We start from the raw sequence: 23,240 nt of genomic DNA, 5'->3' as shown, positions 1-23,240 counted from the left end.
CATCTTTCTTATTTATTATTGGAAAGATTAATATTGTTAGTAACCGTTTTTCTTTTCAGCCTAAAATACGTCGCCCGTGATATACCCGTTTTTTCCATTACCTCTTTTACTTGTACGTCCTTATTGATCAATTCATTAGCTAATTCAGCCTTTCTATGAGGTTTTCTTCCGAATTTGACGCCCTTAATCATAGCTGCCTGCCGTCCATCGTTAGTTCGTTCCAAGATCCTTTCACGTTCCGCTTCGGCAACAGCAGCTAGTATCTGGATGACCATTTTTCCCATAGTGCCTTCAGTACTAAGGCCGTTCTCAAGAAAGCGAATAGCGATGCCTTTTTTATAGCAAGTATCCACGATGCGAATCATATCTGCGGTATTACGTCCAAGACGATCCATTTTTGTACAGAGAATAATGTCATCTTTCTCCGCTCTGGCAAGGAGTCGCTGCAGCCCTTCGCGCTCATCAGTTGCTCCCGACATCATGTCAGTAAACACTCGATCATCCCTCACTCCCGCTGTGTTGAGCTCAGTAACCTGGCTCGTCAGTTTCTGATGGCTGGTTGATACTCTTGCATACCCTAATAATGCCATTTTGGTCTCATAAATCGATATTGATACTGCGTAGTATCATAAGGCATAAATCACGATTTTTGATACTCATGTTTAGGGCAGTTTTCATTGGTCTCAAAATTTATAACATCTGAGACTATCAAAAATAGAACAGATCGCCAGTTTACGAAAGGATGCGCAATGAGTGATGACTTTCTGACCAGAGAGCAGACAGAAAACTACGGTCGCTATGTGGCCGAGCCAAATGAGGTTCAGTTGGCCCGGTATTTTCATCTCGATGAGCGTGACCTCTCATTTATCAACCTGCGACGGGGAACGCATAACCGACTGGGAATCGCTCTACAGCTAACAACAGCACGCTTCCTGGGAACATTTCTTTCTGATCCTCTTCAAATTCCCTCAATTATCCGTTTTTACATTGCTACGCAGCTGAACATCCGTCGACCAGAGATACTTTCCCGATATGCCGAAAGAGAGAATACCCGCTGGGAGCATCAGGGACTTATCAAGCGCCATTATGATTATCATGATTTTGGTGATTTCCCTTGGACGTTCAGGTTGAAACGTCTGCTATATACTCGGGCGTGGCTCAGCAACGAACGTCCTGGCTTGCTGTTTGATTTTGCCACTGCATGGTTGCTGCAAAATAAGATCCTGTTACCTGCGGCTTCAACACTGACCCGGTTGATTGGTGAAATTCGTGAACGGGCAAGTCGACGGTTGTGGCGGATGCTGGCTTTGTTGCCTGACAGCTGGCAGAAAGCACAACTGGACGGTTTACTTGAAATACCAGAGGGGCAGCGTATATCGATACTGGAAGAGATGCGAAAAGGTCCTGTTACAGTCAGTGGACCGGCCTTTACAGACGCACTTGAGCGATATACCAGACTGCGCAGCCTGGAATTTTCACGACTGAATTTCTCTGGTCTTCCCTCTATCCAGTTGCGAAATCTGGCCCGTTATGCCGGGATGGCTTCGGTAAAATATATAGCTCGAATGTCTGAAGAGCGACGGCTGGCGGTGCTTACCGCGTTTGTGAAAGCGCAGGAAGTTTTGGCGTTGGACGAGGCTGTGGATGTACTGGATATGCTGATACTGGATATTACGCGTTCTGCTAAAAATAACGGACAAAAAAAGCGACTCAGAACCCTGAAGGATCTTGATCGTGCTGCATTATTGTTGGCGCGGGCATGTACGCTATTACTTGATGAGAACACTGATAATGCAGCATTGCGGCAGGCTATTTTTCGCTGTATACCGAAGGACAGGTTGGTCGAGTCTGTTGGTAAGGTAAATGAGCTAGCTCGGCCACAGGATACCCACTTTCAGGATGAAATGGTGGAACAATATGGACGGGTAAAACGGTTCCTGTACGCGATGTTGCGTGACTTACACTTCCAGGCTGCCCCAGCGGGCGAACACACGTTGTCAGCAATCCATTATCTGGCCGAACTGAATGGCTCAAAAAAACGCATTCTCGACGATGCACCAGAGCAAATCATTTCCGGCCCCTGGAAACGCCTGGTCTACGACAGAGATGGTCGGATTCTACGTGCTGGTTATTCGTTGTGCCTGCTGGAACGTCTTCAGGATTCTTTACGGCGCCGTGATATCTGGCTGGAAAACAGCGACAGGTGGGGTGATCCACGTCAGAAACTGCTTCAGGGGGCTGAATGGCAGGCGCAACGGATCCCGGTATGTCGGGCTCTGGGTCATCCAACAGACGGAATTAAAGCAGCAGAACAACTGGCTACGCGGCTTGATGAAACATGGAAATCGGTCGCTTTGCGTTTTGCACATAACACTGCGGTCAACATCAGCAATGAGGGTAAGTATCCCTCATTGACGATCAGCAGTCTGGATAAACTAGATGAACCACCGGCACTGATACAATTGAATCGCAGGATCAGGGAACTGATCCCTCCCGTCGATCTGACCGAGTTGTTGCTTGAAATTGATGCCAGAACCGGTTTTACCCGTGAATTCAGCCACGTCAGTGAATCAGGTGCTCGCGCACAAGATCTTAACGTCAGTCTGTGCGCTACATTGTTGGCGGAAGCCTGCAATATAGGGCATGAATCTCTGATAAAACATAATATTCCTGCGCTTACTCGTCATCGGTTGAGCTGGGTTAAACAAAATTATCTGCGGGCAGAAACGCTGGTCAGTGCTAATGCTAAGTTGGTTGATTTTCAGTCGACGCTACCGCTTGCAGGATACTGGGGCGGTGGTGAAGTTGCTTCCGCTGATGGCATGCGTTTTGTTACACCGGTAAAAACGGTTAATTCCGGACCAAACCGCAAATACTTTGGTTCAGGACGTGGTATCACCTGGTATAACTTCGTTTCCGACCAGTATTCTGGTTTCCACGGCATTGTCGTTCCCGGTACGCTTCGAGATTCCATCTTTGTTCTGGAAGGACTCCTTGAGCAACAGACCGGGCTAAGTCCGGTAGAAATTATGACGGACACGGCAGGATCCAGCGATATCATTTTCGGCCTGTTCTGGTTGCTGGGCTATCAATTTTCCCCTCGCCTGGCAGATGCAGGCGAGGCGGTATTCTGGCGGGCAGATAAAACAGCATATTATGGTGCTCTAGATGAGCTTGCGCGGGGATGTGTAGAGCAGACAAAGATAGAATCTCAATGGGATGAAATGATGCGTATGGCGGGATCACTAAAGCTGGGGACCATCCATGCATCTGAGCTTATTCGCTCACTACTGAGGAGTACCCGACCATCAGGTCTGGCCCAAGCGATTATGGAAGTTGGGCGGGTCAATAAGACTTTGTACCTTCTTAACTACATCGATGATGAAGATTATCGACGCCGTATACTGACACAGCTCAACCGGGGGGAAGGACGTCATGCCGTGGCTCGAGCCATTTGCTACGGGCAACGCGGCGAGATCAGAAAACGCTACCGTGAGGGACAGGAAGATCAATTGGGTGCTCTGGGCCTAGTGACCAATGCGGTTGTGTTGTGGAACACGCTTTACATGCAAGAGGCGCTGTCACATCTTCGCCAGTCGGGCGAAATACCTGAGGAGGAACATCTGGCAAGGCTATCGCCGCTGATACATGGTCATATAAATATGTTGGGCCATTATACGTTTTCGTTATCAGAGGATATTCTGAACGGGGAGTTAAGGCCATTGAATTTCAACATAAACAATGAATTATCTCCTTAACGTGGTTTTTTACATCACAGGCCCTCGAACCCCATCTATGACTGGGAACTCGAACTTACGGACAGATATCTTCACGGACCCACGACTGTAATATTTGATACTAACGCGGTGACAATCATCGACGACATCGAGTACGGAACAACCGACTGGAATATCCTGATGAAGGAATCGTGATAGTTGTTACGCTCAGTAGATAGCAGTATGTACAAAAAACAGGCTTATGCTAAGGATATGCAGATACAAGGAGGCTGATAGCGTAAAAGCGCACTCAGTGTGTTTTGGCTGGAAAGTTATGTTGCAGGGGATAGTTTGGATATAGAAAATTATTGTACGTTAAGGCTGTTTTTTGACCTTTCGACTTTAGCTGGCCTCAGCCGACGAAAATTCTCGGGGGATGCTTAGTGACCTTTTCAGCAATTTATATTTTTTCTTGCCTTGAAAATATTGAATTGTGTATTTATTTAACATCATCAATTAGATTAACGCCTTATGATTTTTATCTATAATTAAAAATGCCTATTTATTTTCAAGAAAATTTGATATTATTTTTGATTACATAATGTAATCAAATTATTTTCATTAGGTATTCTATGACCGAAAATGAACTTCAAAGTCAAATAATGGCAGCTTTACAAGCAATTTGCCAAGATAACAAAATTGACTGTAGTAATTTATCTTTCTATGCCAACCAACAAGGAGAGGGACTTAATCGCTTCGCAGCAGATTTCTGTTCAATTATTGATAATGGTTACATCTATATGTTTGAGGTCAAAGTTTTAGATCTTGAAAAGAACGAATTAACTAAATTTGATAGCAATCAGTTTGTTATGAACTGTCACTTTGTGAATGATCTTAATTTGCCTATTTATTACATATACAACAATATTGAAATATTGTCAGCCACTTGTCCAAATAGACATTTCACATATTATTTAGATACACTAGAAGAAACTAATTTTTCAAAACCGACACCGTTGCCAGGTAAAAAACCAGACATACATAATCATGAAAAAACAATTAATTTATTTTCAAAAGGTCATAAGCAATATACACCTGAACATATGGGATTCATTCTTTCCAGTATAAATAAAAACACAGTAAATAAAAATGCATTACTTGTCTTTATTTATAACTCGAGTGTAAATAAAGCTATGTGTTCTGAGATGGGGGCTGATGATATAACTGCGTTGAATCTGCTCATGAAAAAACTAAATGAAAAACCAAATAAATTAAACAAAAAAGAGAATGAGATTTTAAAAAAATATCTTTCTGGTAGCGATATTGCCTTGGCGTTTTTCGAGAATGAACGATATAAATCAGAGGCTAAGAAGAATAAAAGGGATAAAAAGATATAAAATGATATCAATTTAAATATATATGTCTTATCTATGTATGGGATTATAGGGCCAACAGTGTAGAAACGATGTTGGTCAATTTTATTCTTGAGTTTTTTACTGTCAATTGTGCTTATGTTACCGTTGATAAAGGTAAAAAGAAGAGAACGACGCTCCGATGGCTCAAGTTGTGATTATTCCTGCAGTAGAGTTTCTTGACATCATTTTGGTAAGTAGAGGTTTTAGTTGTTCACTGATGTAATTCTAATCGATGCTAAAGATGGCGACTATCCGAATGATTTCACATCACCATATCTAGTTCATCATCTTACTTCACATATCTGTTTAACTAACTGAAAATTTATGGAGATCATATGATCTCTGGAATGTAAGTGTATAATGAAAAACATACAAACAAGGTTAAGGGCGATTTTATGATTGAAACTATAGTTAATAATGCTAGTGAGATTGAGCTGTTGTTAAAAAAATGTGGAGCTAAAGGCACAGGCATGATAAAGCTAATTAATTCTCTCGGGCTCAGGAAAAATAATTCCTTTAAGGAGATAATGGAAATCGCGCGCATTAGAAATGAAGTTGTTCATAGTGGTTATCAACCGACAGAAAAAGAAATGGATTTTTTTATCACTGAAGCGAAGAAAATTATAAAAGCATTAAATTCAATGCTCCTCATTGATGATGAAGAAAATGAATTAAAAATAAGAGAAGAAAAAATTGTTAACAAAATTGAAGAAAATGGAAGGCAGTCTGACATCTATACACAGGAATTAAGAAGGGTTAGAAGCAAAAGGAAACTATATCGAAGCGAAATATATAATAACGATTTATTCGAAGAGCTATTCATGGCAACACGACCATTGAAAGAAGCACTTGCCAAGGACATTGATACGCTGAATAAGACTGAGTTTGAAAATGGCATTAATCCGAAGTATGCAATATTGTCCCAGAAAAGGCTTGAGATTTTTATTGGTGGTGGGGATGAGTATAAAAAGTCAGAAAGGAGTGCGTTATTAATTATTGAAAAATATCCAGATGTTTTAAGAGATATTTTATTATATGTGAAAACAGTACAACCTATATATAAGTATATAACTATATTAAAAAGAGAGAAAGATTATTACTTGTTAGGACTTGAGTAAATGGTCTTTTCGAGGGCCAACCGTGCGAATAACCATATGTTAAAAAAATAATAATCTTAAGCCTGAATGTTTATGATACTGAATATTTCGGAAAAAATAGCGGTTTCAAATATAATTTTTAGCCGTTTCGAAACTAATGCGTATCAAAATCGATTTTTGATATCGCTTAGCTTGGTTTTTTTACATCATTAACCCCTCTCTAAACAGGATCGTTCTCCTCTCCTTGAGTACGATTACAGACGCGAATTACTGTCATTTTGACACGCCAGCCAGACGTGCAGTTTCTCGGAGTGATTTCCCGTTAGTAAATCGGAGAGTACGGATCAGTTCGTGCTTCTGCGCATCAGGCACCCTGCCCCTATATTTTCCTTCAGCTTTAGCCTTACTGATACCTTCTGCTTGACGGCGACGTCTGTCTTCATAGTCTTTTCGTGCGATGGCCGCAAGCATGTCTAACATCATCCCATTCACAGCTTTCAGCATGCTACGTGTGAAGGTATCGCTGGCCATACTGGTGAGCGCCAGGTGGCTCGCTGGCAGAGCAAGACTAACAATTCCTAGTTGATTGTTAGTCTTATGTTTTCTGAGAGCATCCTAACTGGAATCAGTATGGCTTTACGGGGGGGGGGGGAATAGGTGAACTTGTCATAACGAAACCGATGATGCTGGGCAACGGCGCCAATTACCGACAAAGGTATATTTGACATAGACTGGCGCCTTTATGTCATGATACGGCTTTATAACGTCCAGTTCTACCGACAGGAAAACTAGTCAATCTTCTTTGAAGCCTCCTCAATTAGTCTGTCAGTCTCTTGCATTAACTCACCAAGATGGCGGCGAATTTGACCGAAATTGAATTGTTCATGTTCTGGAAATTGTTTTTCATTCACATAGTGACTAGCATAAATCTCTTGTTTCGAAATTGCGGCACTAATCTTTGCACTAAGAAGCGTGTACTTTGCCTGCTCTTTTTGAGACTTTGCGGCTTCAGTGATTTGCTCTCTGGTGAGGACCAATTCTTCCCGTTGAATTTTAAGTTCATTTGACTGCAGAATGATTGTGTAAATCAAGGCACCAAAGGCCAGACTTGTGAAGAGTGAGTTTACCGCGCCAAATGTATCCCCAAAAGATCCGCTCTTAGCCCAGTCCTCAAAAAAACAATATATGACAACCCCAAATATAATTTGGACTGCTATGGCTACCCCTAAGAGAATATAAAGATAACGTTGTTTTACCATTGTCATAAACCTTTATTTTTTAATATGATTGTGATTGCAGCCTAGATTTCTTACTCAGAAACCAAACTTTCGTCTACGAAATGAGGGTAAGATACTTACCGTGATTCAGTTTTCTGGGCTTTATCTTCTAATTTCGAACAGCTTGTCGATACTGGGGTTCGAGGAAAAAATAGACGCATGGCTCTCTACCATTTTATTGAATTGTTCACTAACGAATTCATATTGTTCAGTCGACCTGGTCGCTAATGGTAAATACGTATCTCGAACGAGCTGATCCGATAATAAAGATGAGTCTGTCGACGGAAGTATTTTGAACTGTTCACGCGTCTCTTTCAACATCTGCAAAATTGAACCGGCACCATCAGCGGCATGCATATAGGCGGTGTCCAGTGCCCGAAAACGAGCATCAAACGCACCAGTAACACGAAGACCATAGGTATTAAGGCGAAAACGTATCTGCTGCATTTTGTCACGTCTTTCCTTATGCAGTAGAACCGTGAGCTCAAGTTTTTCTATCAACTCATCGACTGTAATTTTTGACTCGCCCATGCTTGTTCTGTCGTTCTGGTGTCGGATATAACGGACAGGAAGTTCTACATCGTTCAGTATCCGGTTTTGCACATCAAGCCAGAAATAGTGGTCATTGACCAGCTCAATGGCCAGCTTGTAGCCTTCCTGAGTCGTCAGCTGTGGCAGCCAGCTACGAGCTACCTTAAAAGCAAATACGGCGGTGATTGCCATCGCTGCGCTTGCCAGAGAGACAATCCAGTCCGCTGCACTGCCGGTACGGGATAACTCATAAAAAAGAATAAAAGTCAGCAAGCACAGGCTGGTCAGGCCGGCACTCACAACACCAACGATCAGATAACCGACCCACTTTATCCGAATGTACTGCATTATCTGACGGAGAGTCATGGGTTGTCTTCCTGATACTGGATCTTAAAATCTCCCTGTCCGTCTGGGGTGAAATTAATGTTCTTGTGATAATAGCGTACCAGCAACTTCTCGTGTTCACTCAAGGAGGAATACATACGCCCGGCCAGTGACGGAAGGCCTCCCCTAAACTCCGTATCTTTCTGTTTATCTTCAGCTTCTTTTTCCTGCAGTTGTTCGTCCGTCATACCGCCATAATCATACCCGAACAACTGACACTCCGTTTCTGACAACAAACCTGAATGCTCTTCACGTAGCCGTTTTATCAGTTCAACGCGGCAGGTTTTAGACGATAAACTCTGCCATGTTGCAGAATGTTCCCCGGCCAGTCTTTCAAAACTAGGCGCTACAATCACGTCTTCCGGCCAGCAGGCGGTTATCTCCGACCAGGTCTTTTCTGCCAGTCGTTTCCATACGCTGTCTTTGACTGACATGGAAGAAAGTATGTCGTTATCGGTGATATTGCCAATCCCCGTCTGGATCGCCAGACGCAACACTTCCACTTCTTTCACCGGCTGTTGCGTTAGGGTGACACAGCGAACGTAGAGTTCGTCAAGTTCGGCGGCTGTGCCGTCATCGATATGTTTCGTAGGCATGACTATCTCCTGTCTGAGAAAATTATTTATTGTCACCTGATAACTTATAAAACAAGAATCAAGAACTAAGTTTCTAAGTTTCTAAGTTTCTAAGTTTCTAAGTTTCTAAGTAATCTTAAATAAAAATATCATAAATGAGTTTCTTAGCAAGTGATCCTGTGTAAAAAAAACCTTTCTGTTTCTCCTTTTTCTATGAAGATCCGAAAACCCCAGGAGCCGGATCTCTTCCCGTCCTCCCGGGTATATTCCTTTCCGGATACAATATGTAGTAGGTGGTTCAGCTGGATATGACACTGTATGTTGTGTTATCTGCCTTTCCGGGACATAACACTACGGGGTGAAAAATGGCGAGATGAGACAATTATCCGGGTTTGTGACTTCCGGAAAGTGTAGAATAAAGGAAAAGTCGGATCAGGCCTCGACGGGTATCCGGTAATTGCCAGTGGTGACTATGAGTCTGATTATTAATTCTAATGTTATTATTTCTAAGCGTTGTTTTATGGGGTGGCAGAAATAATGTTGAACTGAATAATTATGATGAGTGATTATTGTGCTGACAAGATAGGAGTTCAGGATGGGACGTTCAATACCTGTGAAGTTTAGCCAGAAGGAATTCAAATCTAAAAAAGCCACGGTGGCTTATTTTAAGGATCAGCGTGAGGTTGTGAAAGAATCAGGCCCGATCCGTGAAGGGAGTTTCTTTGAGGAACTGAAAGAGCTTTATGTACGATATTGCGAGATCACTCAGTGGAATTTAAACAACCGGGAAATTTACGCATTCAGTGTGGATTATGAAACTCGTCATACCGGGCAGAACTATGGCACGCATCTGTGCTACTGGGTGCATTTTTCACCAAAGGACAGGTTGTCCTTTTCTGTCGAAAAGGCGGTGGATGCAATCGTGAACACTGCTGAAAATAACGATAGATGAGAGCGGGATTTTTAATCACAGGAGTACGGCAATGATTGGAAATGCAAGAACCATGGCAACGATGAGAGGACTGGTCCCTCTTCTCATGATCACGGTGCTGACGGGGCCCGCTGGCGCAGCGACGCTCAGTGAAATGCGGGAACTCAACGCAACTCAGAAGCCAGGAACCCAGGTAGTCTGCAACAGATTAACTGAAATCCGGGTCAAAGATGTGGCCAAGCCTATCCCCGTTGAAAGCCAGATGACAGGAGTGGTTTTGCTGAACGAAGGCGACCGGATGGTGTTTGATATGACGTACACTCAGACGAATATTGGCGGGCAGTCACCCTTCAGGACGGAAAAATACCGTCTGACTACCACGCTGGAAAAAACGCGGCTGAGGAATGAGGTTGATCCACAGACTATCACACTGTCGCTACCGTATGCGCGCGCCTATGAAGCTGAACTTCTTGCCATTCTGAAAGATTCGACCGTTAGCTGGGATGATTACAGCCTTTTCCGTATCACGACAATGCCCGATTACGAGGTTCTGCCTGGCCCGGACACTCCTGGTGACAACGTGATGTCCTGTACCCTCCGGGCTGCGCCACTGCCCTGAATAATATATTTTTGGCTGAACGAGATGCTATGAAACATAATGATTTAATCAGTATGGGTTACACATAATGATGCCATCGCCACTTACCGTTCAGGGTATGACCATTCCTTCTGCGCAACTGCCAGTGTCTATCGACTATCCTGCCGCGTTAGCTTTACGTCAAATGGCTTTAATACAGGATGAATTGCCGAAGTATCTACTGGCACCAGAAGTCAGCGCCCTACTTCATTATGTTCCTGACCTTCACCGCAAGATGCTGCTGGCCACGCTGTGGAATACCGGCGCACGAATTAATGAGGTTCTGGCTCTGACCAGGGGGGATTTTTCCCTGGCTCCGCCCTACCCGTATGTTCAGCTGGCCACACTGAAACAACGCGCTGAGAAAGCAGCCCGAACAGCAGGTCGTGCTCCGGCTGGCAGTCAGGTACATCGCCTCGTTCCGCTCTCCGATCATCAATATGTCAGCCAGCTGCAGATGATGGTGGCCACGCTGAAGATCCCTCTCGAACGGCGAAACAAACGCACCGGACGAACGGAGAAAGCCCGTATCTGGGAAATCACAGACAGGACTGTCCGAACCTGGATAAGTGAAGCGGTGGATGCTGCCGGGAATGATGGCGTAACATTTTCCGTGCCCGTCACACCGCACACATTCCGGCACTCCTATGCCATGCACATGCTGTATGCGGGGATACCGCTAAAGGTATTGCAAAGTCTGATGGGACATAAGTCGCTGAGTTCGACTGAAGTGTACACGAAGGTGTTTGCGCTCGATGTCGCGGCACGCCACCGGGTTCAGTTTCATATGCCGGAGGCTGATGCTGTGATGATGCTCAAAAATAACCGTTAGGCAGTCACTATAAATATTTTTCTCAAATCAAGTCTGCACAAAACGAATACACTCTTTGTACAGCATGATAATTCTCGTAAAGCTAGTATGAAAGGACAGAATAACATGTATATCTGATTGTCAGAGGAATAATACGAGAGGCAATAAAAAGGTCACTTTCGTGGCATTATTCTCTATGCGGGGCTAGTGCTAAGTATTCTTCTTGTATCCTGTCATGAGCTTCTAATTCAACAGGAAGAATATATGTTTCATAGTAGGCATCGGCATAACAATAGCGGATTGATTTCAAATTACCCATCCAAAGAAAGGGGGTTCTATTATTAAACTTACTGATAAATAGCGGTTTAATCGAATTAAATCGTGCTTTTGCTAAGTAATAGTTATAGATAATAAGCGTTAAAATATTATTGTTCTTCATCGCTATATCCTGTGTTCATTGTGTAATTATCACCCTTTTTGACGCATAACAGCCATTTTACCAAGCCAGATCCGGCTCTACCAGTAGAGCTAAGGTCAAAGACGTGACTTCACTTAGCTTCGGATTGTTATTTAATCGGTTTCACTTGTTTAAACAAATCATAAAAGCATTTCTTTATAAAAAGAGATTCGTTCCTCATGTTGTCTTATCAATCGATTCCTTTCATCGATGAGGTATTGCTGACTTGATATGCGCTTATACTTACCCCCCATTGAATCTTTAACAATATCTTCCCATTCTTCAGATTTTAATAATTCAATTCTATTAAAATGATATAATATTTCAGCATTGTATTTTTTAATTTTTTTGTTTGATAAAGGATTAGAAAAAGCTAAATAACTAAATATTAGTCCCCCTGTCAAAGCAGATACAACCGCCGCTGCGCCTGTGATTAAGAGCACTGAAATGGTAATTTCTTCAAATTTAGGACCAAGAAAAAAATTTTGTAGCACTAAAAACGCAACGGCAAATATTGAACTGCCCCCAAAGAATACAAAGGATTTAAGGGCGGTCGTTGCGAACTTTTCGAGTCTCACATAAACATTTTTCAATTCCATATATCAATCCTTTAATTGAGTTATTTCCTAAGTTTATCTAACTCTCTCGCTAGCCAGATTATAGACATCACTTCGCTCGCGTTTACCAACTGCAACCACTACAATAATCAACTGGTTATCAATTACTTGATATACAAGGCGAAAACCAGATGCTCGTAGTTTGATTTTGTAGCAATCTTTTATTCCGCGCAGCTTTGCTGACGGAATATGTGGATTTTCACAACATTTCTTAAGTTTCTTAGCAAATTGTTGCTGAATGGTCTTATCCAGCTTGTACCATTCTTTCTGAGCGTCTTCCCTGAACTTGACCTGATACGTCATAGATAGCTATCCAGATCCACATCGATAAGCTTTTGATTACTACGTTCGGTTACAAGTTTAACCAGTTCCTGGTCATCAAGAGCATCGAGCATTTTCTCATACAGTTCAGCCGGAACACAGTAGAACGCAGGTTGATTACGATTGAGAATAGCGACTGGATAACCATCTCCAGCACTGATTGTTGCCATTGGGTTTTTCTTCAATTCGCTGATGCTGGCGCTAGTGTCACTCAAAATAATGTTAGGCATAGAACACCTCTTAAGACTGTTTAATAGGTCTTAATAATGCGTGAAATAAGACCTATTAACAAGTCTTTTATCGTTTTTTTAAAGGTCGGTAGAATCACAACCTTAAGCAGGTAACGCGGGGATTAAACGAGAGGCAATAAAAAGGCCACTTACGCTACTTTTATTATCGAAGTGACGGGCTATCTGAGTTGGTGAGACAAATCAATGTGGGTAACGTTCCTTCACTATATGGCTGTTTACATTGTGACCTCTGAAACATACCGACGCTAATACCAAGCGGTATCGCTAAAACCACAGTATTAATTTTTGTTCCGAGTAGGCGTAGCTACTAGCGCGTCCTCAATATGATCTTTATACAATTGATGAACTGAAAGGCCAATGAAAGAGTCGCTACGCATATTGTGATGAGTTCACTGTTATGAAATCAGAATGTAATCAATCAGGGTATGACATTCAATGGGAGCAGTTCACCAATCACGTACTGTGACAAATCACCTTCAGAAAATCTGTGACAAATAACCCTCATACGAAGCGTTAAATTCAGCAAGATGTTAGATATCACTTTGAGAGTAACTATATTGAATAGCAATCAACTCAATAGTTGATAAGCCGTAATGCTATTGATGAAATTGTCGCTTACGAGCTGCTAACCGTGACAATTTGCACTTACAACTGTGACAATTTGCACTCACAACTGTGACAGAAGCCCCTTAAACTTTGACCTTAAATTGATTCTACATCCCTGAAAGAAAAGACAATATGTGATGTTTGTCTTCCTTTTTTCTTTTCGATATAACTCAAACGCATAGGTGTTCTGCTGTTGATTTCATCTATGCTCGACTGCAGGAATCTGCGCCGAAAATCAGGCATGCGCTGGTAGCTCTGTGGTAACTGGTAGCGTTCCATGATCCAATCAATACGTAAAGAAACAACTCCTGAACCATCCGCCTTCCTGTACTGGCATAAAGACTCATATAGGCGCATTGCATATGGGTTAGTAATCTCTTTCGTCTCGCTTAATCTGAACTGCGTGAAGCGATTCTGCAGGCCTATAAAAAAAGGTATGAGGTAGGGGTTTATATGAACACTATAAGCGCCTCTGGAAGGGCTATGCGCACGTTTAATGAACCAGGGAAATGATTCGTAGCCTTTGTCATCCCCTACATCCTCCTCAGGACGATAGAAGACAACCTCTTTACCAACGAACCCCTTTAATGCCTGTCTGATGTCTTTACTAGCCTCTGCAGAAGTAAGACCAAACGTTTTTGCATAGTGAGCTACTTGTATTTCACAGATACCGTCATGCTCCTGAAGTGTTCCGTCTGATTTCCTAATTTGCTCAACAAAAAGGTACAGCATCCGTTTTTGATCGCGAGATAAGCTGTAAGCCGCTTCAGTTAACTCATTTGACTGAACTATTCGTGGGCTGTTTTTTCTCTTTTTCTGATTGATCAGAGGAACGTTTGTCATTACTGCTCCATATAAAATGTGACAAGTAAATTTATTGTCACATCTATTCAGTAATAGTCAACTTTTAAGCATAACTCTGTGGGTAAGGAAGATAACTGAGGGCAGTTTGTCACATAGTTGAGGGCAGGTTGTCACAGACACATTGCTCTATTAAGGGTTATTTGTCACAGATAAAGGGCAAATTGTCACACTAACTCCTCTGAGAGCCTTACTGTGACTGGATTTATCGATGCTCTAAAAAGGATCTTAAAAATGATCATAAAAAGATTAATAAAAAATATCCCGTGGATATGTGGATAACAGCTAAATCAATCAGTACTACTGGCAGTATGGAGTGACCGTGGTTTTTACTTGATTGCAGAAATTGCGCTTCCTCACAATGACAGACTCCGCTAGTCATTGTTTGCGGCGAGCGCTACTAGTTTTTGAGTTTCGTATATAGCTCGCTTCATTCTCAGTTAAATGGCTAAATTTTGTTCTAACTGTAAGGCAGATCCAAATTTTGATTAAATTTTAAGAAAAAATAATGTTTTTATTGCTTTATGATGTTTTTAGTACAAAATGATAAAAAACATCATAAAGGTGAGATCATGGATAATCTGGAACAGCTAAAAAAAGTTGCTTCTAGGGCGAACAAAATGTTGTCCTCCCTAAGCGAGCATATTCAACAACAAAAAGATGAGTTTCAACTCAACGAGTTTTACCAAGCTTATAGTAAAGCATCACTATATAAGTTACCGAAACTAAGCAAAGGGAGTGTTGAATATGCAGTAACTGAGATGGAATCTCAGGGATATGTTTTTAACAAACGCCCATCTGGAAATACCACTAAGTACGCAATGACATTGCAAAATGTCATTGATTTATATAACCATCGAGGTGTGCCTAAGTATAGGAATCGCCATCATGAGGCATTTTGCATTTACGTTTCTAACCTTAAAGGTGGTGGTTCAAAAACAGTAACAACTGCTTCTTTGGCGCATGCCTTAAGAGCTCATCCACATTTGTTGTTTGAAGACTTAAGAGTTTTGGCAATCGATTTCGACCCTCAAGCCTCACTAACTATGTTTTTAAGTCATCAAAATGCTATCGGTTTGGTTGAAACCACTGCTGCTCAAGCGATGCTGCAGAATGCAAGCCGTGAAGAACTCCTTTCTGACTTCATCGTTAAATCTGTTGTTCCTGGAGTCGACATTATTCCAGCATCAATTGACGATGCCTTTATTGCTGAAAGATGGAAGGATCTCTGTGCAGAATATCTTCCAGGACAAAATGTTCATGCCATTCTTAAAGAAAACATTGTTGATAAACTGAGGCACGACTATGATTTCATCTTAGTTGATACCGGTCCACATCTTGATGCTTTTCTAAAAAATGGTATCGCTGCAGCAGACTTACTATTGACTCCTCTACCTCCTGCAACTGTTGATTTTCATTCCTCTTTAAAATTTGTAGCAAGTCTCCCTGCTTTAATTGAAAGTATTGAAGCTGAAGGACATAAATGTAATTTGATTGGAAATATTGGATTTATGTCGAAACTCCTAAATAAAAGCGACCACAAAATTTGTCACAGTCAGGCAAAAGAAGTTTTCGGTGCAGATATGCTTGATGTAGTTTTGCCAAGACTGGATGGTTTTGAGCGCTGTGGTGAAACATTTGATACCGTTATTTCTGCAAATCCAGCAACCTATGATGGCAGTTCAGAAGCATTGAAGAGTTCCAGAATAGCAGCTGAAGATTTTGCAAAAGGGGTATTTGACCGCATTGAGTTTATCAGAGCGAATAAGGAAGCATGATGTCAAAAAATAGAAGAACAATTGGTAGACAGTTTAATTCGCAAACGAATGCAGATGAAAACTCAGCAGCTGAAACAACCCAATACTTTACGCTGAATTCTGGTCGTAGGGTTAAGTTTACTCTTGAGGTAATCCCTGCCTCTGAAGTGGAAAAAAAGACATTTGTAAGACAAGAAACAAATGGACGAGACCAGTCAGCTCTGACAAAAGAGTCTCTCAAGGATATTCTTCGGACTATAAAATTTAATCAGTTTTTTGCTTGTATCGGTGTACGTAATGGTGAACAGATAGAAATTTTAGATGGTTCTCGTCGACGAGCTTCAGCAATACACGCTGGTACAGGTCTGAATGTTATGGTGACCTCTGATCAGCTCAGCACAGAGGAAGCTAGATTACTTGCAAAAGATATTCAGACAGCAAAAGAGCATAATATCCGAGAGATTGGATTGCGCCTGATGATATTGAAAAATTCTGGTCTCAATCAAAAGGACATTGCTTTGTCTGAAGGCTTGTCTCAGGCGAAAGTGACCAGAGCATTACAGGCTGCATCTGTTTCACAAGAGATTATTTCCCTTTTCCCTGTTCAGTCTGAACTGTCGTTTACTGATTATAAACTGTTAATGGAAATCGATAGCAACTTGAGTGAGAAAGGTATTTCTTTTTTGTCTTTGAATGATGAAATATCAAATTCGTTACACCAGATAATTTCTGATGATGAACGACCTGAAGACGTAAAAAAGGCAGATATTCTTAAGCTTATACAAAGAGCATCGTTATCTCTGATCAATCCTCCTTCTAAGGATAAATCAGTTATCACTCAGTTATTGAATTTTAGTGATAAGGATAAATTTGCTCGCAAAAGGGTAAAAGGAAGAAATTTCAGTTATGAATTTAGTCGGCTGTCAAAGGAGGTTCAACATGAACTTGATCAGGCGATTAACGAAGTCTTAGCTCGCCATTCGATGTGAAATATTCGCCAAGTACATTTGGCGTGTAACTGATTAATTTAAAACGAATAATATTGTAAATTTCATGGTGAAATCGCCAAGCGTTAAATTGTGAGATTTTAAATCTATCTAACAATAATTGCAGAAATATCAGTTATTTTTTCATATGTGCAGGGGGGGATATGCAAACTACGTTAGCCGATCCCCTGCCTTAGAAACTGTATGTTTGCCTAGCTATGAATAAATGGCCGTAATTTACCTCGGCAAAGGTTTTAAATTGGATTGTGATTTTTCTTGAAATGTTCGCCAAGCTGATTTTATGTCTAATCAATTGATTTTAATGGTGTGTTTTTTCGGATTTCACGGTGAAATCGCCAAGTTTAATTTCATTTTTTAAATTTATCTGATATTCGCTACAGGAATATCCGGCCATTTTGTTGTATATGACGATGACAATATATCTCGTTTTATCTGCTACACAGCATTGTTCTCCTCTCCTGAAAAACATTTTTTTCATGGACCGAGTGATTAGTGCTGTCCAAAACTTTCATCAGTTTGTCGCTGCCAGCCCTCGGTTGAGTATCACCAAACAAGTTCAGCTGCGAAAAACTTGTCGGTCTAAAATCGTTAAGCATTATTCTCGCCTTTGCGCATTGATGCCCAGGTATCCATATTCTGTCCATGGCATGCACAGCAGCGTTAATGATATCCCGGTTATCGCGAGTAGGGGGATGCGGTTTTTCTGTGCCTACGTTGCGGTGATAGACCATGACGCTATTCAAAAGCACAGTGTTATAAAACATCACAGAAATTATTAATGCTTTAATGCTGCTAAGAGCTAACAGTAGATACTTATCAATAACAGCTGAAATATCTGTTAATAGATGAAAGTATTCACGTAGTTGTTGTAGCCCTTATAGCTCTTATATATGATTTCAAAAAAACTGAATCATTAAGTATACCAAGGCGTATGACTATGAAAACCTTATCCAAAGGTGTGATGCAGCATCGGAAATCCCTGAAAAATGCAGCTTTAGAGTTTGCTAAAATGGTGCCAATTGCCGGACCTCATGTACAGGCGGCGGAGCAATTTTTTAAGGTGTTTTCGGAGATAAATTCTCAGTTGTGCCGTGAACGTTTCGATGACTACATCATGGGAATTGGTGAAATTTGCGAAGATGAAGTTGAAATATCCCGAGAGCATTTTTCAGCATTAGTCAAAAAATTGGTGCTTGATGATGAAGATAAAAAGACCGAGTACTACATTCGATTGACCGTCAGTTTGGCTCGAAGTTGTATCTCCGACGATGAAAAATTTTTTTATATTAACGCATTAAGCGATCTTACTTGCTTGGATATTGAGTATGCTCGCAAACTCTACATCATGACGAACTCATCCATCAGCGGTTTTAAATCAGCAACTGCTGCACAAGTAAAGTTCACTTCCCAAAAGAGTGGGCTAAATCTACGTTCGCTTAATAAACTCATTACATCGGGTCTTATATATGAGGTCAACACCACTCATCCTGAAACGAGTAGAATATTCAATTTAACTGAAGAATTGCAGTCTCTTTTAAAGTATCTTTTCCATAGAGAAGATTTTTTACCGAGTATTTTGGGTTTAGAATCAAAAAAACACTACGATGTTCTTATCATGGAAGGATATGAATTTTATGATGAATTTTGCCGAACATCGATTGAAGAAAAATTAAAATCAGGTGGTCTTAGCGTCCGCGTAGAGAAAAATGAAGAGGCTATGTCTCAAATTATTGCATCCTTTTACATTAAAACCCGTACGGGTGAAAATTTAGATGGCGAGCCATATGGAGTTATCGAGATTTTTGTGCATGACGACTCAAAAAGTTTCAGAAATACCGAACTTGTTAATTGGCAACAATTCGATCCAAAAATCATAAACTTGAATGGCAAAGATCTTTTAGAACTTACTCAAGCTATTGACGACAGTTGTGCATATATCCTCAATCGAATGACAGCTTCAACTTAATTTGCATTAGTGACTTGCCCCATTTTTTAGAGCACCTTGATGTTGTTAATGTCTTCATTTACAGCGAGAGGTCATCATTATGAGAAAACATTATCTGACGAATAGGTCGTCAGTATCCTGTGTTAAGTTGATGCTGGAGTTCTGCTCGGTTGCGTACTACAAGTCTGCTTTTTTCAATGCGCGGCGTTACCGGCTTTCTAATAAACATCTAATGATGTGACTAGGCTCTTTATATTTCGCATGCGAAATCTGTTGCTTGCTCATCGTAATATAGCCACTGGTAGTTCTTTCCATCTGGTTGTGTATGCCGGTGACAACATCTCACGCTTCATCTGCCATCCTGCATTGATACCCTGTCCCGCAAACCATACTTTTCCCATACCTGAGTGATTAATACTGTCCAGCACTTTCATAAGTTTGTCGCTGTTTGCCTTGGGTTGGGCATCATCAAACAGGTTCAGCTGCGAAACACCTGTCGGAGTAAAATCGTTAAGCATTATTCCCGCTTTTGCGTATCGATGCCCTGGTATCCATATTCTCTCCAGAGCACGCACTGCAGCGTTAATGATATCCCGGGTATCACGAGTAGGGGTATGCAGTTTTTCTGTGCCTACGTTGCCGTAATACGGCTGATTGGCGGCAAAGGGAGACGTTTTGATGAAAACCGATATATGTCGGCAGTACTGGTGTTCGCCGCGCAGCTTTTCCGCCCCCCGTTCAGCATACTGACAAACCGCCTGACGCATGGCCTCATAGGTGGTGATACGTTCTCCGAAAGAGCGGCTGCAGACAATCTGTTGTTTAGGAGGAGGGGATTCTTCCAGAGAGATACAAGGCTCACCATTGAGTTCCCTGACAGTCCTCTCCAGGACAACATTGAAGTTTTTCCGGATGAAAACTGAATTGGCGCGCGCCAGCTGCAGCGCAGTTGTGATCCCCATTGTGGCAAGTTTTTTTGAGATCCTGCGACCGACACCCCAGACTTCTTCCACGGGCTGCAAGGACAACAATTTTTCGGTTCGCCGGGGATTTCCGGGTGTTAAAGCCAGTACCCCGCCAAATTGTGGCCATTCTTTTGATGCCCATTGTGCAGATTTGGCCAGCGTCTTGGTTGGCCCGATCCCTACCCCGATTGTCAGGCCGGTTCCGTTGCCGACGTGCTCGCGCAGCTGCCGCCCAAAGTCTTCAAAATCCATGCAGCTGTCGATGCCCTGGACATCCAGAAACACCTCGTCAATTGAGTACTGCTCGACGCGGGGAGCCAGCTCCTCAAGATGGGACATGACCCTGTTCGACAGTGAGGCGTACAGCGCATAATTACTTGAGAACGCGATAACCGGCTCCGGGAAGTCGGCTGATTTTAACTGAAACCACGGAACGCCCATTTTTATGCCCAGGCGTTTTGCCTCTTTCGAGCGGGCGATTACGCAACCGTCATTGTTGCTTAAAATGATCACAGGCTTATCGCGCAAGTCGGGCCGAAAGACCTTCTCACAGCTGGCATAGAACGAATTTACATCCGCGAGGGCAAACATCAGTCGTTACCACGAGTTTTGTGTATGAATGTGGTCACGACACCAAAAATCTGCAGCTCTTCCGGATAAAGAGTAGGGTACGCAGGGTTCATCGGGATCAAGGCAATACGCGGTTTAAGCTGAAGGCGCTTAACGGTAAATTCTCCGTCTGTTTCCGCGATGACAATATCTCCCTGTTGGGGCTTCTCCGCTTTGTCGACGACCATCAGATCGCCGGACTGAAGACCCATGTCTTTCATCGAGTCGCCAATAGCACGAACGAAAAATGTAGAAGCAGGATGTCGAATACAGTAGTCATTTAAGTCCAGTTCGTCCTCTGTATAGTCCGCTGCCGGTGAAGGGAATCCTGCCGGGCAACGCTCAATAAATAAAGGCGCGGTGAACAGCGTGGGATCGGAAGCCGGTGAGAGAAAACGCAACATAACGGACACCTCATGATACATGTGTTTATATACAGTATTATTGGATATATTTGCTGTCCTGCAAGGAAAATTTTGCCCGTTTCAACCAGGTGGCTGTTCTGCCTGAAAAAATGGTGCCAAAACTATCCACAGAAACAGTGCATGTGCGACTCGAAGCTGATGATGTAATTGTTTCATGCGACTGACGGTTTTCTAGACTGCTAGTTGGCAGTGAAACCCTTCCTTCCGTGGGAGGTAGCCTAACTTGACATGCGTTGCGGGTAACCGTGGGGTGTGAAGCTCAAGTGACAATGTACCGAATCGCAGGTATTGCCGTGAGGTGAGACGTGGACCTGGAAGCTTCATCCGGGGCAGGGCTAGGCTGATTGGTATGGTCAACATAAGTGAATCGTTGATAAACTGAATAGACCCTAGTTTCCTAGACTGTTCCGTGCCTCATGAACCAGGCACTTTCATAAACTGCAGGGGGTTGATCCTCACAGGCACTGTGGCGGCGTTTAGCATTATAAAACATCTCGACATAATCGAAGATATCCGCCTTCGCTTCTTCCCTATTTTTATAGATCCGTTTCTTTATGCGTTCCCGTTTTAGCAACTGGAAAAAGCTTTCTGCCACTGCGTTGTCATGGCAATTACCCCGACGACTCATGCTGCTTTTTAAATTGTGAGCTGTCATAAAATGCTGACATCTTTCGCTCGTATATTGAGAGCCCTGATCTGAATGGATTAATACTTCTGCCGTTGGTTTACGTCGCCATACCGCCATCAATAATGCATCCATTACTAACTCAGCGGTCATTCGTCCGCCCATGCTCCAGCCGATAACTCTGCGTGAGAAGAGATCAAGAACAACAGCCAGATACAGCCAACCCTCATGCGTCCTTATATAAGTCATGTCACTCACCCAATGCGTATTTGGGGTTGGGACAACGAACTGGCGTTCAAGGTAATTTGGACTGGCAAAAGAAGGCTTTCCGCCACCGTAATAGCGTCGTTTTCGGTATCCAGTCTGAGATGCTAGTTCAGCGAGCCTCATCAGGCGCGCGATCCTGTTACGTCCGACGCATTCACCCAGATCTTTCATATCGAGCCAGATTTTTCGATAGCCGTAAACCGTACCGCTTTCAAGCCACAGTTGTTTAATCAAGCCTGTTTGCCGTTCATCTTGCCGGGTACGCAAAGATTTAGGCCGCTTTAGCCACTGGTAATAACCGCTGTGATGGAGGCCAAGAACCATGCATAACCTGCGTACAGCATAAAAGGACGACATTTTTTTAATGAAGGCGTACTTCAGCCTGACGTTCTTGCAAAGTACGCGGCGGCCTTTTTTAAGATATCCCGCTCTTCAGTTACTCGTTTAAGTTCTTGCCTGAGGCGCTTTACTTCATGCTGAAGTGCATCGTCCTGCTTACGCTGCGGCTCGGGCTTCTGGTAGCGCTTAACCCAGGCGTAAAGACTATTAGTGGATACACCAAGTCGAGAGGAGACCTCAGATACAGGGTATCACTGCTCAGTGATCTGTTTTACGGCTTCAATTTTGAATTCTTCAGTGAACGTTTTGACTGACATAAACACTCCTTCATTAGGCCTCCATTATGAGGCAAAAAAGTGTCTACGAAACCCGGGTCTATTCAAACTCAAGTATCTGTGGCATAGACAGTCTGGGCGTTGCCCCGTCTGTGGCGGGGCTATAACAGCAATCACCCGATGGCATGTTCATCATCTTATCCGTCGAATTGATGGCGGTTCCGATGCTGTTTCGAACCTCTGGCTGCTCCATCCAGATTGTCACAGACAACACCATGCTAACCCCAATTTGAAGTGGAAAATTGCTGGCTGAATCGGAGGGTTTGGCTTAGTTGTGATTGAAGCCGTATGCAGGGAAACTTGCACGTACGGTTTTTAGGGGGGAGTGCTTGCCGTAAGGTGGTACTCCTACCCAACAACCCTGTGGGTGAGTGCCATAAGAATGTCCGTATCTTTGCGTCGATGTGCCGTGCCCGCACGTTAGACGGGCTGCGTCGACGTCAAGGGAAGCTGGCGCCGGTGCTCGCCCGTTCCCGACA

At 42.7% G+C, this 23,240-nt stretch carries 22 protein-coding genes and 2 pseudogenes; 10 read left to right on the top strand and 14 right to left on the bottom strand.

Annotated elements, in window-relative coordinates; translation table 11 throughout:
* Positions 1–8: 8 nt before the first annotated feature.
* On the bottom strand, positions 9–590 hold the full coding sequence (locus Q1A40_RS16855; RefSeq protein WP_039187469.1) for a recombinase family protein: 582 nt from the start codon (positions 588–590) through the stop codon (positions 9–11).
* Positions 591–749: 159 nt separating this feature from the next.
* Between Q1A40_RS16855 and Q1A40_RS16850 the strand changes: the two genes are divergently transcribed.
* The 3 genes from Q1A40_RS16850 to Q1A40_RS16840 all read left to right on the top strand — a co-directional run bounded on the left by Q1A40_RS16850 (position 750) and on the right by Q1A40_RS16840 (position 6,249).
* Complete coding sequence (locus Q1A40_RS16850; RefSeq protein WP_300002285.1) at positions 750–3,758, top strand: Tn3 family transposase; 3,009 nt, start codon at positions 750–752, stop codon at positions 3,756–3,758.
* 590 nt (positions 3,759–4,348) lie between these two features.
* Entirely contained in the window at positions 4,349–5,113 is a 765-nt protein-coding gene (locus Q1A40_RS16845) for a hypothetical protein (RefSeq protein WP_300002283.1), read from the top strand.
* A gap of 371 nt (positions 5,114–5,484) precedes the next feature.
* Entirely contained in the window at positions 5,485–6,249 is a 765-nt protein-coding gene (locus tag Q1A40_RS16840) for a hypothetical protein (RefSeq protein WP_300002280.1), read from the top strand.
* 199 nt (positions 6,250–6,448) lie between these two features.
* On the opposite strand, the pseudogene Q1A40_RS16835 reads toward Q1A40_RS16840, so the two are convergent.
* From Q1A40_RS16835 to Q1A40_RS16820, 4 genes and pseudogenes are all read right to left on the bottom strand, one after another.
* A pseudogene (locus Q1A40_RS16835) lies at positions 6,449–6,855 on the bottom strand (serine recombinase); the annotation flags it as partial.
* A gap of 161 nt (positions 6,856–7,016) precedes the next feature.
* Positions 7,017–7,487: a hypothetical protein gene (locus Q1A40_RS16830; RefSeq protein ID WP_300002277.1), complete on the bottom strand. Its 471-nt coding sequence runs from the start codon at positions 7,485–7,487 to the stop codon at positions 7,017–7,019.
* A 120-nt stretch (positions 7,488–7,607) separates the two neighbouring features.
* On the bottom strand, positions 7,608–8,402 hold the full coding sequence (locus Q1A40_RS16825; RefSeq protein WP_300002274.1) for a hypothetical protein: 795 nt from the start codon (positions 8,400–8,402) through the stop codon (positions 7,608–7,610).
* A complete protein-coding gene (locus tag Q1A40_RS16820) occupies positions 8,399–9,016 on the bottom strand; it encodes a hypothetical protein (RefSeq protein WP_300002272.1) in 618 nt (205 codons plus the stop codon). Before Q1A40_RS16820 ends, Q1A40_RS16825 begins: the two co-directional genes overlap by 4 nt.
* A 574-nt stretch (positions 9,017–9,590) precedes the next feature.
* Between Q1A40_RS16820 and Q1A40_RS16815 the strand changes: the two genes are divergently transcribed.
* From Q1A40_RS16815 to Q1A40_RS16805, 3 genes are all read left to right on the top strand, one after another.
* Positions 9,591–9,947: a hypothetical protein gene (locus Q1A40_RS16815; protein WP_300002270.1), complete on the top strand. Its 357-nt coding sequence runs from the start codon at positions 9,591–9,593 to the stop codon at positions 9,945–9,947.
* A gap of 52 nt (positions 9,948–9,999) precedes the next feature.
* On the top strand, positions 10,000–10,545 hold the full coding sequence (locus Q1A40_RS16810; RefSeq protein ID WP_300002268.1) for a hypothetical protein: 546 nt from the start codon (positions 10,000–10,002) through the stop codon (positions 10,543–10,545).
* A gap of 70 nt (positions 10,546–10,615) precedes the next feature.
* Positions 10,616–11,395 carry a site-specific integrase gene (locus Q1A40_RS16805; RefSeq protein WP_300002450.1) on the top strand — a complete coding sequence of 260 codons (780 nt, stop codon included), beginning with the start codon at positions 10,616–10,618 and terminating at the stop codon, positions 11,393–11,395.
* 166 nt (positions 11,396–11,561) lie between these two features.
* Here Q1A40_RS16805 and Q1A40_RS16800 read toward each other — a convergent pair whose 3' ends face one another.
* From Q1A40_RS16800 to repE, 5 genes are all read right to left on the bottom strand, one after another.
* Complete coding sequence (locus Q1A40_RS16800) at positions 11,562–11,813, bottom strand: hypothetical protein (RefSeq protein WP_300002266.1); 252 nt, start codon at positions 11,811–11,813, stop codon at positions 11,562–11,564.
* A gap of 158 nt (positions 11,814–11,971) precedes the next feature.
* Complete coding sequence (locus tag Q1A40_RS16795; RefSeq protein WP_300002263.1) at positions 11,972–12,430, bottom strand: hypothetical protein; 459 nt, start codon at positions 12,428–12,430, stop codon at positions 11,972–11,974.
* A gap of 33 nt (positions 12,431–12,463) precedes the next feature.
* Positions 12,464–12,751, bottom strand: coding sequence for a type II toxin-antitoxin system RelE/ParE family toxin (locus tag Q1A40_RS16790; protein WP_300002261.1), 288 nt, complete (start codon positions 12,749–12,751; stop codon positions 12,464–12,466).
* Positions 12,748–12,999: an antitoxin gene (locus Q1A40_RS16785; RefSeq protein WP_300002259.1), complete on the bottom strand. Its 252-nt coding sequence runs from the start codon at positions 12,997–12,999 to the stop codon at positions 12,748–12,750. Before Q1A40_RS16785 ends, Q1A40_RS16790 begins: the two co-directional genes overlap by 4 nt.
* Before the next feature lie 723 nt (positions 13,000–13,722).
* Positions 13,723–14,469, bottom strand: a complete 747-nt coding sequence (gene repE / locus Q1A40_RS16780; RefSeq protein ID WP_300002256.1) for a replication initiation protein RepE — start codon at positions 14,467–14,469, stop codon at positions 13,723–13,725.
* A 590-nt stretch (positions 14,470–15,059) separates the two neighbouring features.
* Here repE and Q1A40_RS16775 point away from each other — a divergent pair.
* Together Q1A40_RS16775 and Q1A40_RS16770 are read left to right on the top strand one after the other, a co-directional pair.
* Positions 15,060–16,265, top strand: a complete 1,206-nt coding sequence (locus Q1A40_RS16775; protein WP_300002253.1) for an AAA family ATPase — start codon at positions 15,060–15,062, stop codon at positions 16,263–16,265.
* Positions 16,262–17,233: a ParB family protein gene (locus Q1A40_RS16770; RefSeq protein ID WP_300002251.1), complete on the top strand. Its 972-nt coding sequence runs from the start codon at positions 16,262–16,264 to the stop codon at positions 17,231–17,233. The genes Q1A40_RS16775 and Q1A40_RS16770 overlap by 4 nt, the downstream gene beginning before the upstream one ends.
* A gap of 446 nt (positions 17,234–17,679) precedes the next feature.
* Here Q1A40_RS16770 and Q1A40_RS23205 read toward each other — a convergent pair whose 3' ends face one another.
* Positions 17,680–17,895, bottom strand: coding sequence for a hypothetical protein (locus Q1A40_RS23205; protein WP_367275760.1), 216 nt, complete (start codon positions 17,893–17,895; stop codon positions 17,680–17,682).
* Positions 17,896–18,188: 293 nt separating this feature from the next.
* On the opposite strand from Q1A40_RS23205, the gene Q1A40_RS16765 reads away from it, so the two are divergent.
* Positions 18,189–19,217 (top strand): hypothetical protein, encoded by a 1,029-nt coding sequence (locus Q1A40_RS16765; protein ID WP_300002248.1) that lies wholly within the window; start codon positions 18,189–18,191, stop codon positions 19,215–19,217.
* A gap of 260 nt (positions 19,218–19,477) precedes the next feature.
* Here Q1A40_RS16765 and Q1A40_RS16760 read toward each other — a convergent pair whose 3' ends face one another.
* The 3 genes and pseudogenes from Q1A40_RS16760 to Q1A40_RS16750 all read right to left on the bottom strand — a co-directional run bounded on the left by Q1A40_RS16760 (position 19,478) and on the right by Q1A40_RS16750 (position 22,743).
* Positions 19,478–20,752, bottom strand: coding sequence for a Y-family DNA polymerase (locus Q1A40_RS16760; RefSeq protein ID WP_300002245.1), 1,275 nt, complete (start codon positions 20,750–20,752; stop codon positions 19,478–19,480).
* Entirely contained in the window at positions 20,752–21,174 is a 423-nt protein-coding gene (gene umuD, locus Q1A40_RS16755; RefSeq protein WP_300002243.1) for a translesion error-prone DNA polymerase V autoproteolytic subunit, read from the bottom strand. The genes Q1A40_RS16760 and umuD overlap by 1 nt, the downstream gene beginning before the upstream one ends.
* Positions 21,175–21,592: 418 nt before the next feature.
* Positions 21,593–22,743: pseudogene (locus Q1A40_RS16750) on the bottom strand (IS3 family transposase).
* Between Q1A40_RS16750 and Q1A40_RS16745 the strand changes: the two are divergent.
* Positions 22,688–23,014, top strand: coding sequence for an HNH endonuclease (locus tag Q1A40_RS16745; RefSeq protein WP_367275757.1), 327 nt, complete (start codon positions 22,688–22,690; stop codon positions 23,012–23,014). The pseudogene Q1A40_RS16750 and the gene Q1A40_RS16745 overlap by 56 nt on opposite strands.
* The last annotated feature ends 226 nt before the right edge of the window (positions 23,015–23,240 follow it).

This window comes from uncultured Cedecea sp. (assembly GCF_947498825.1).
Classification (GTDB): Bacteria; Pseudomonadota; Gammaproteobacteria; order Enterobacterales; family Enterobacteriaceae; genus JGM124.
This window is presented reverse-complemented; position numbering and strand designations above follow the sequence as displayed.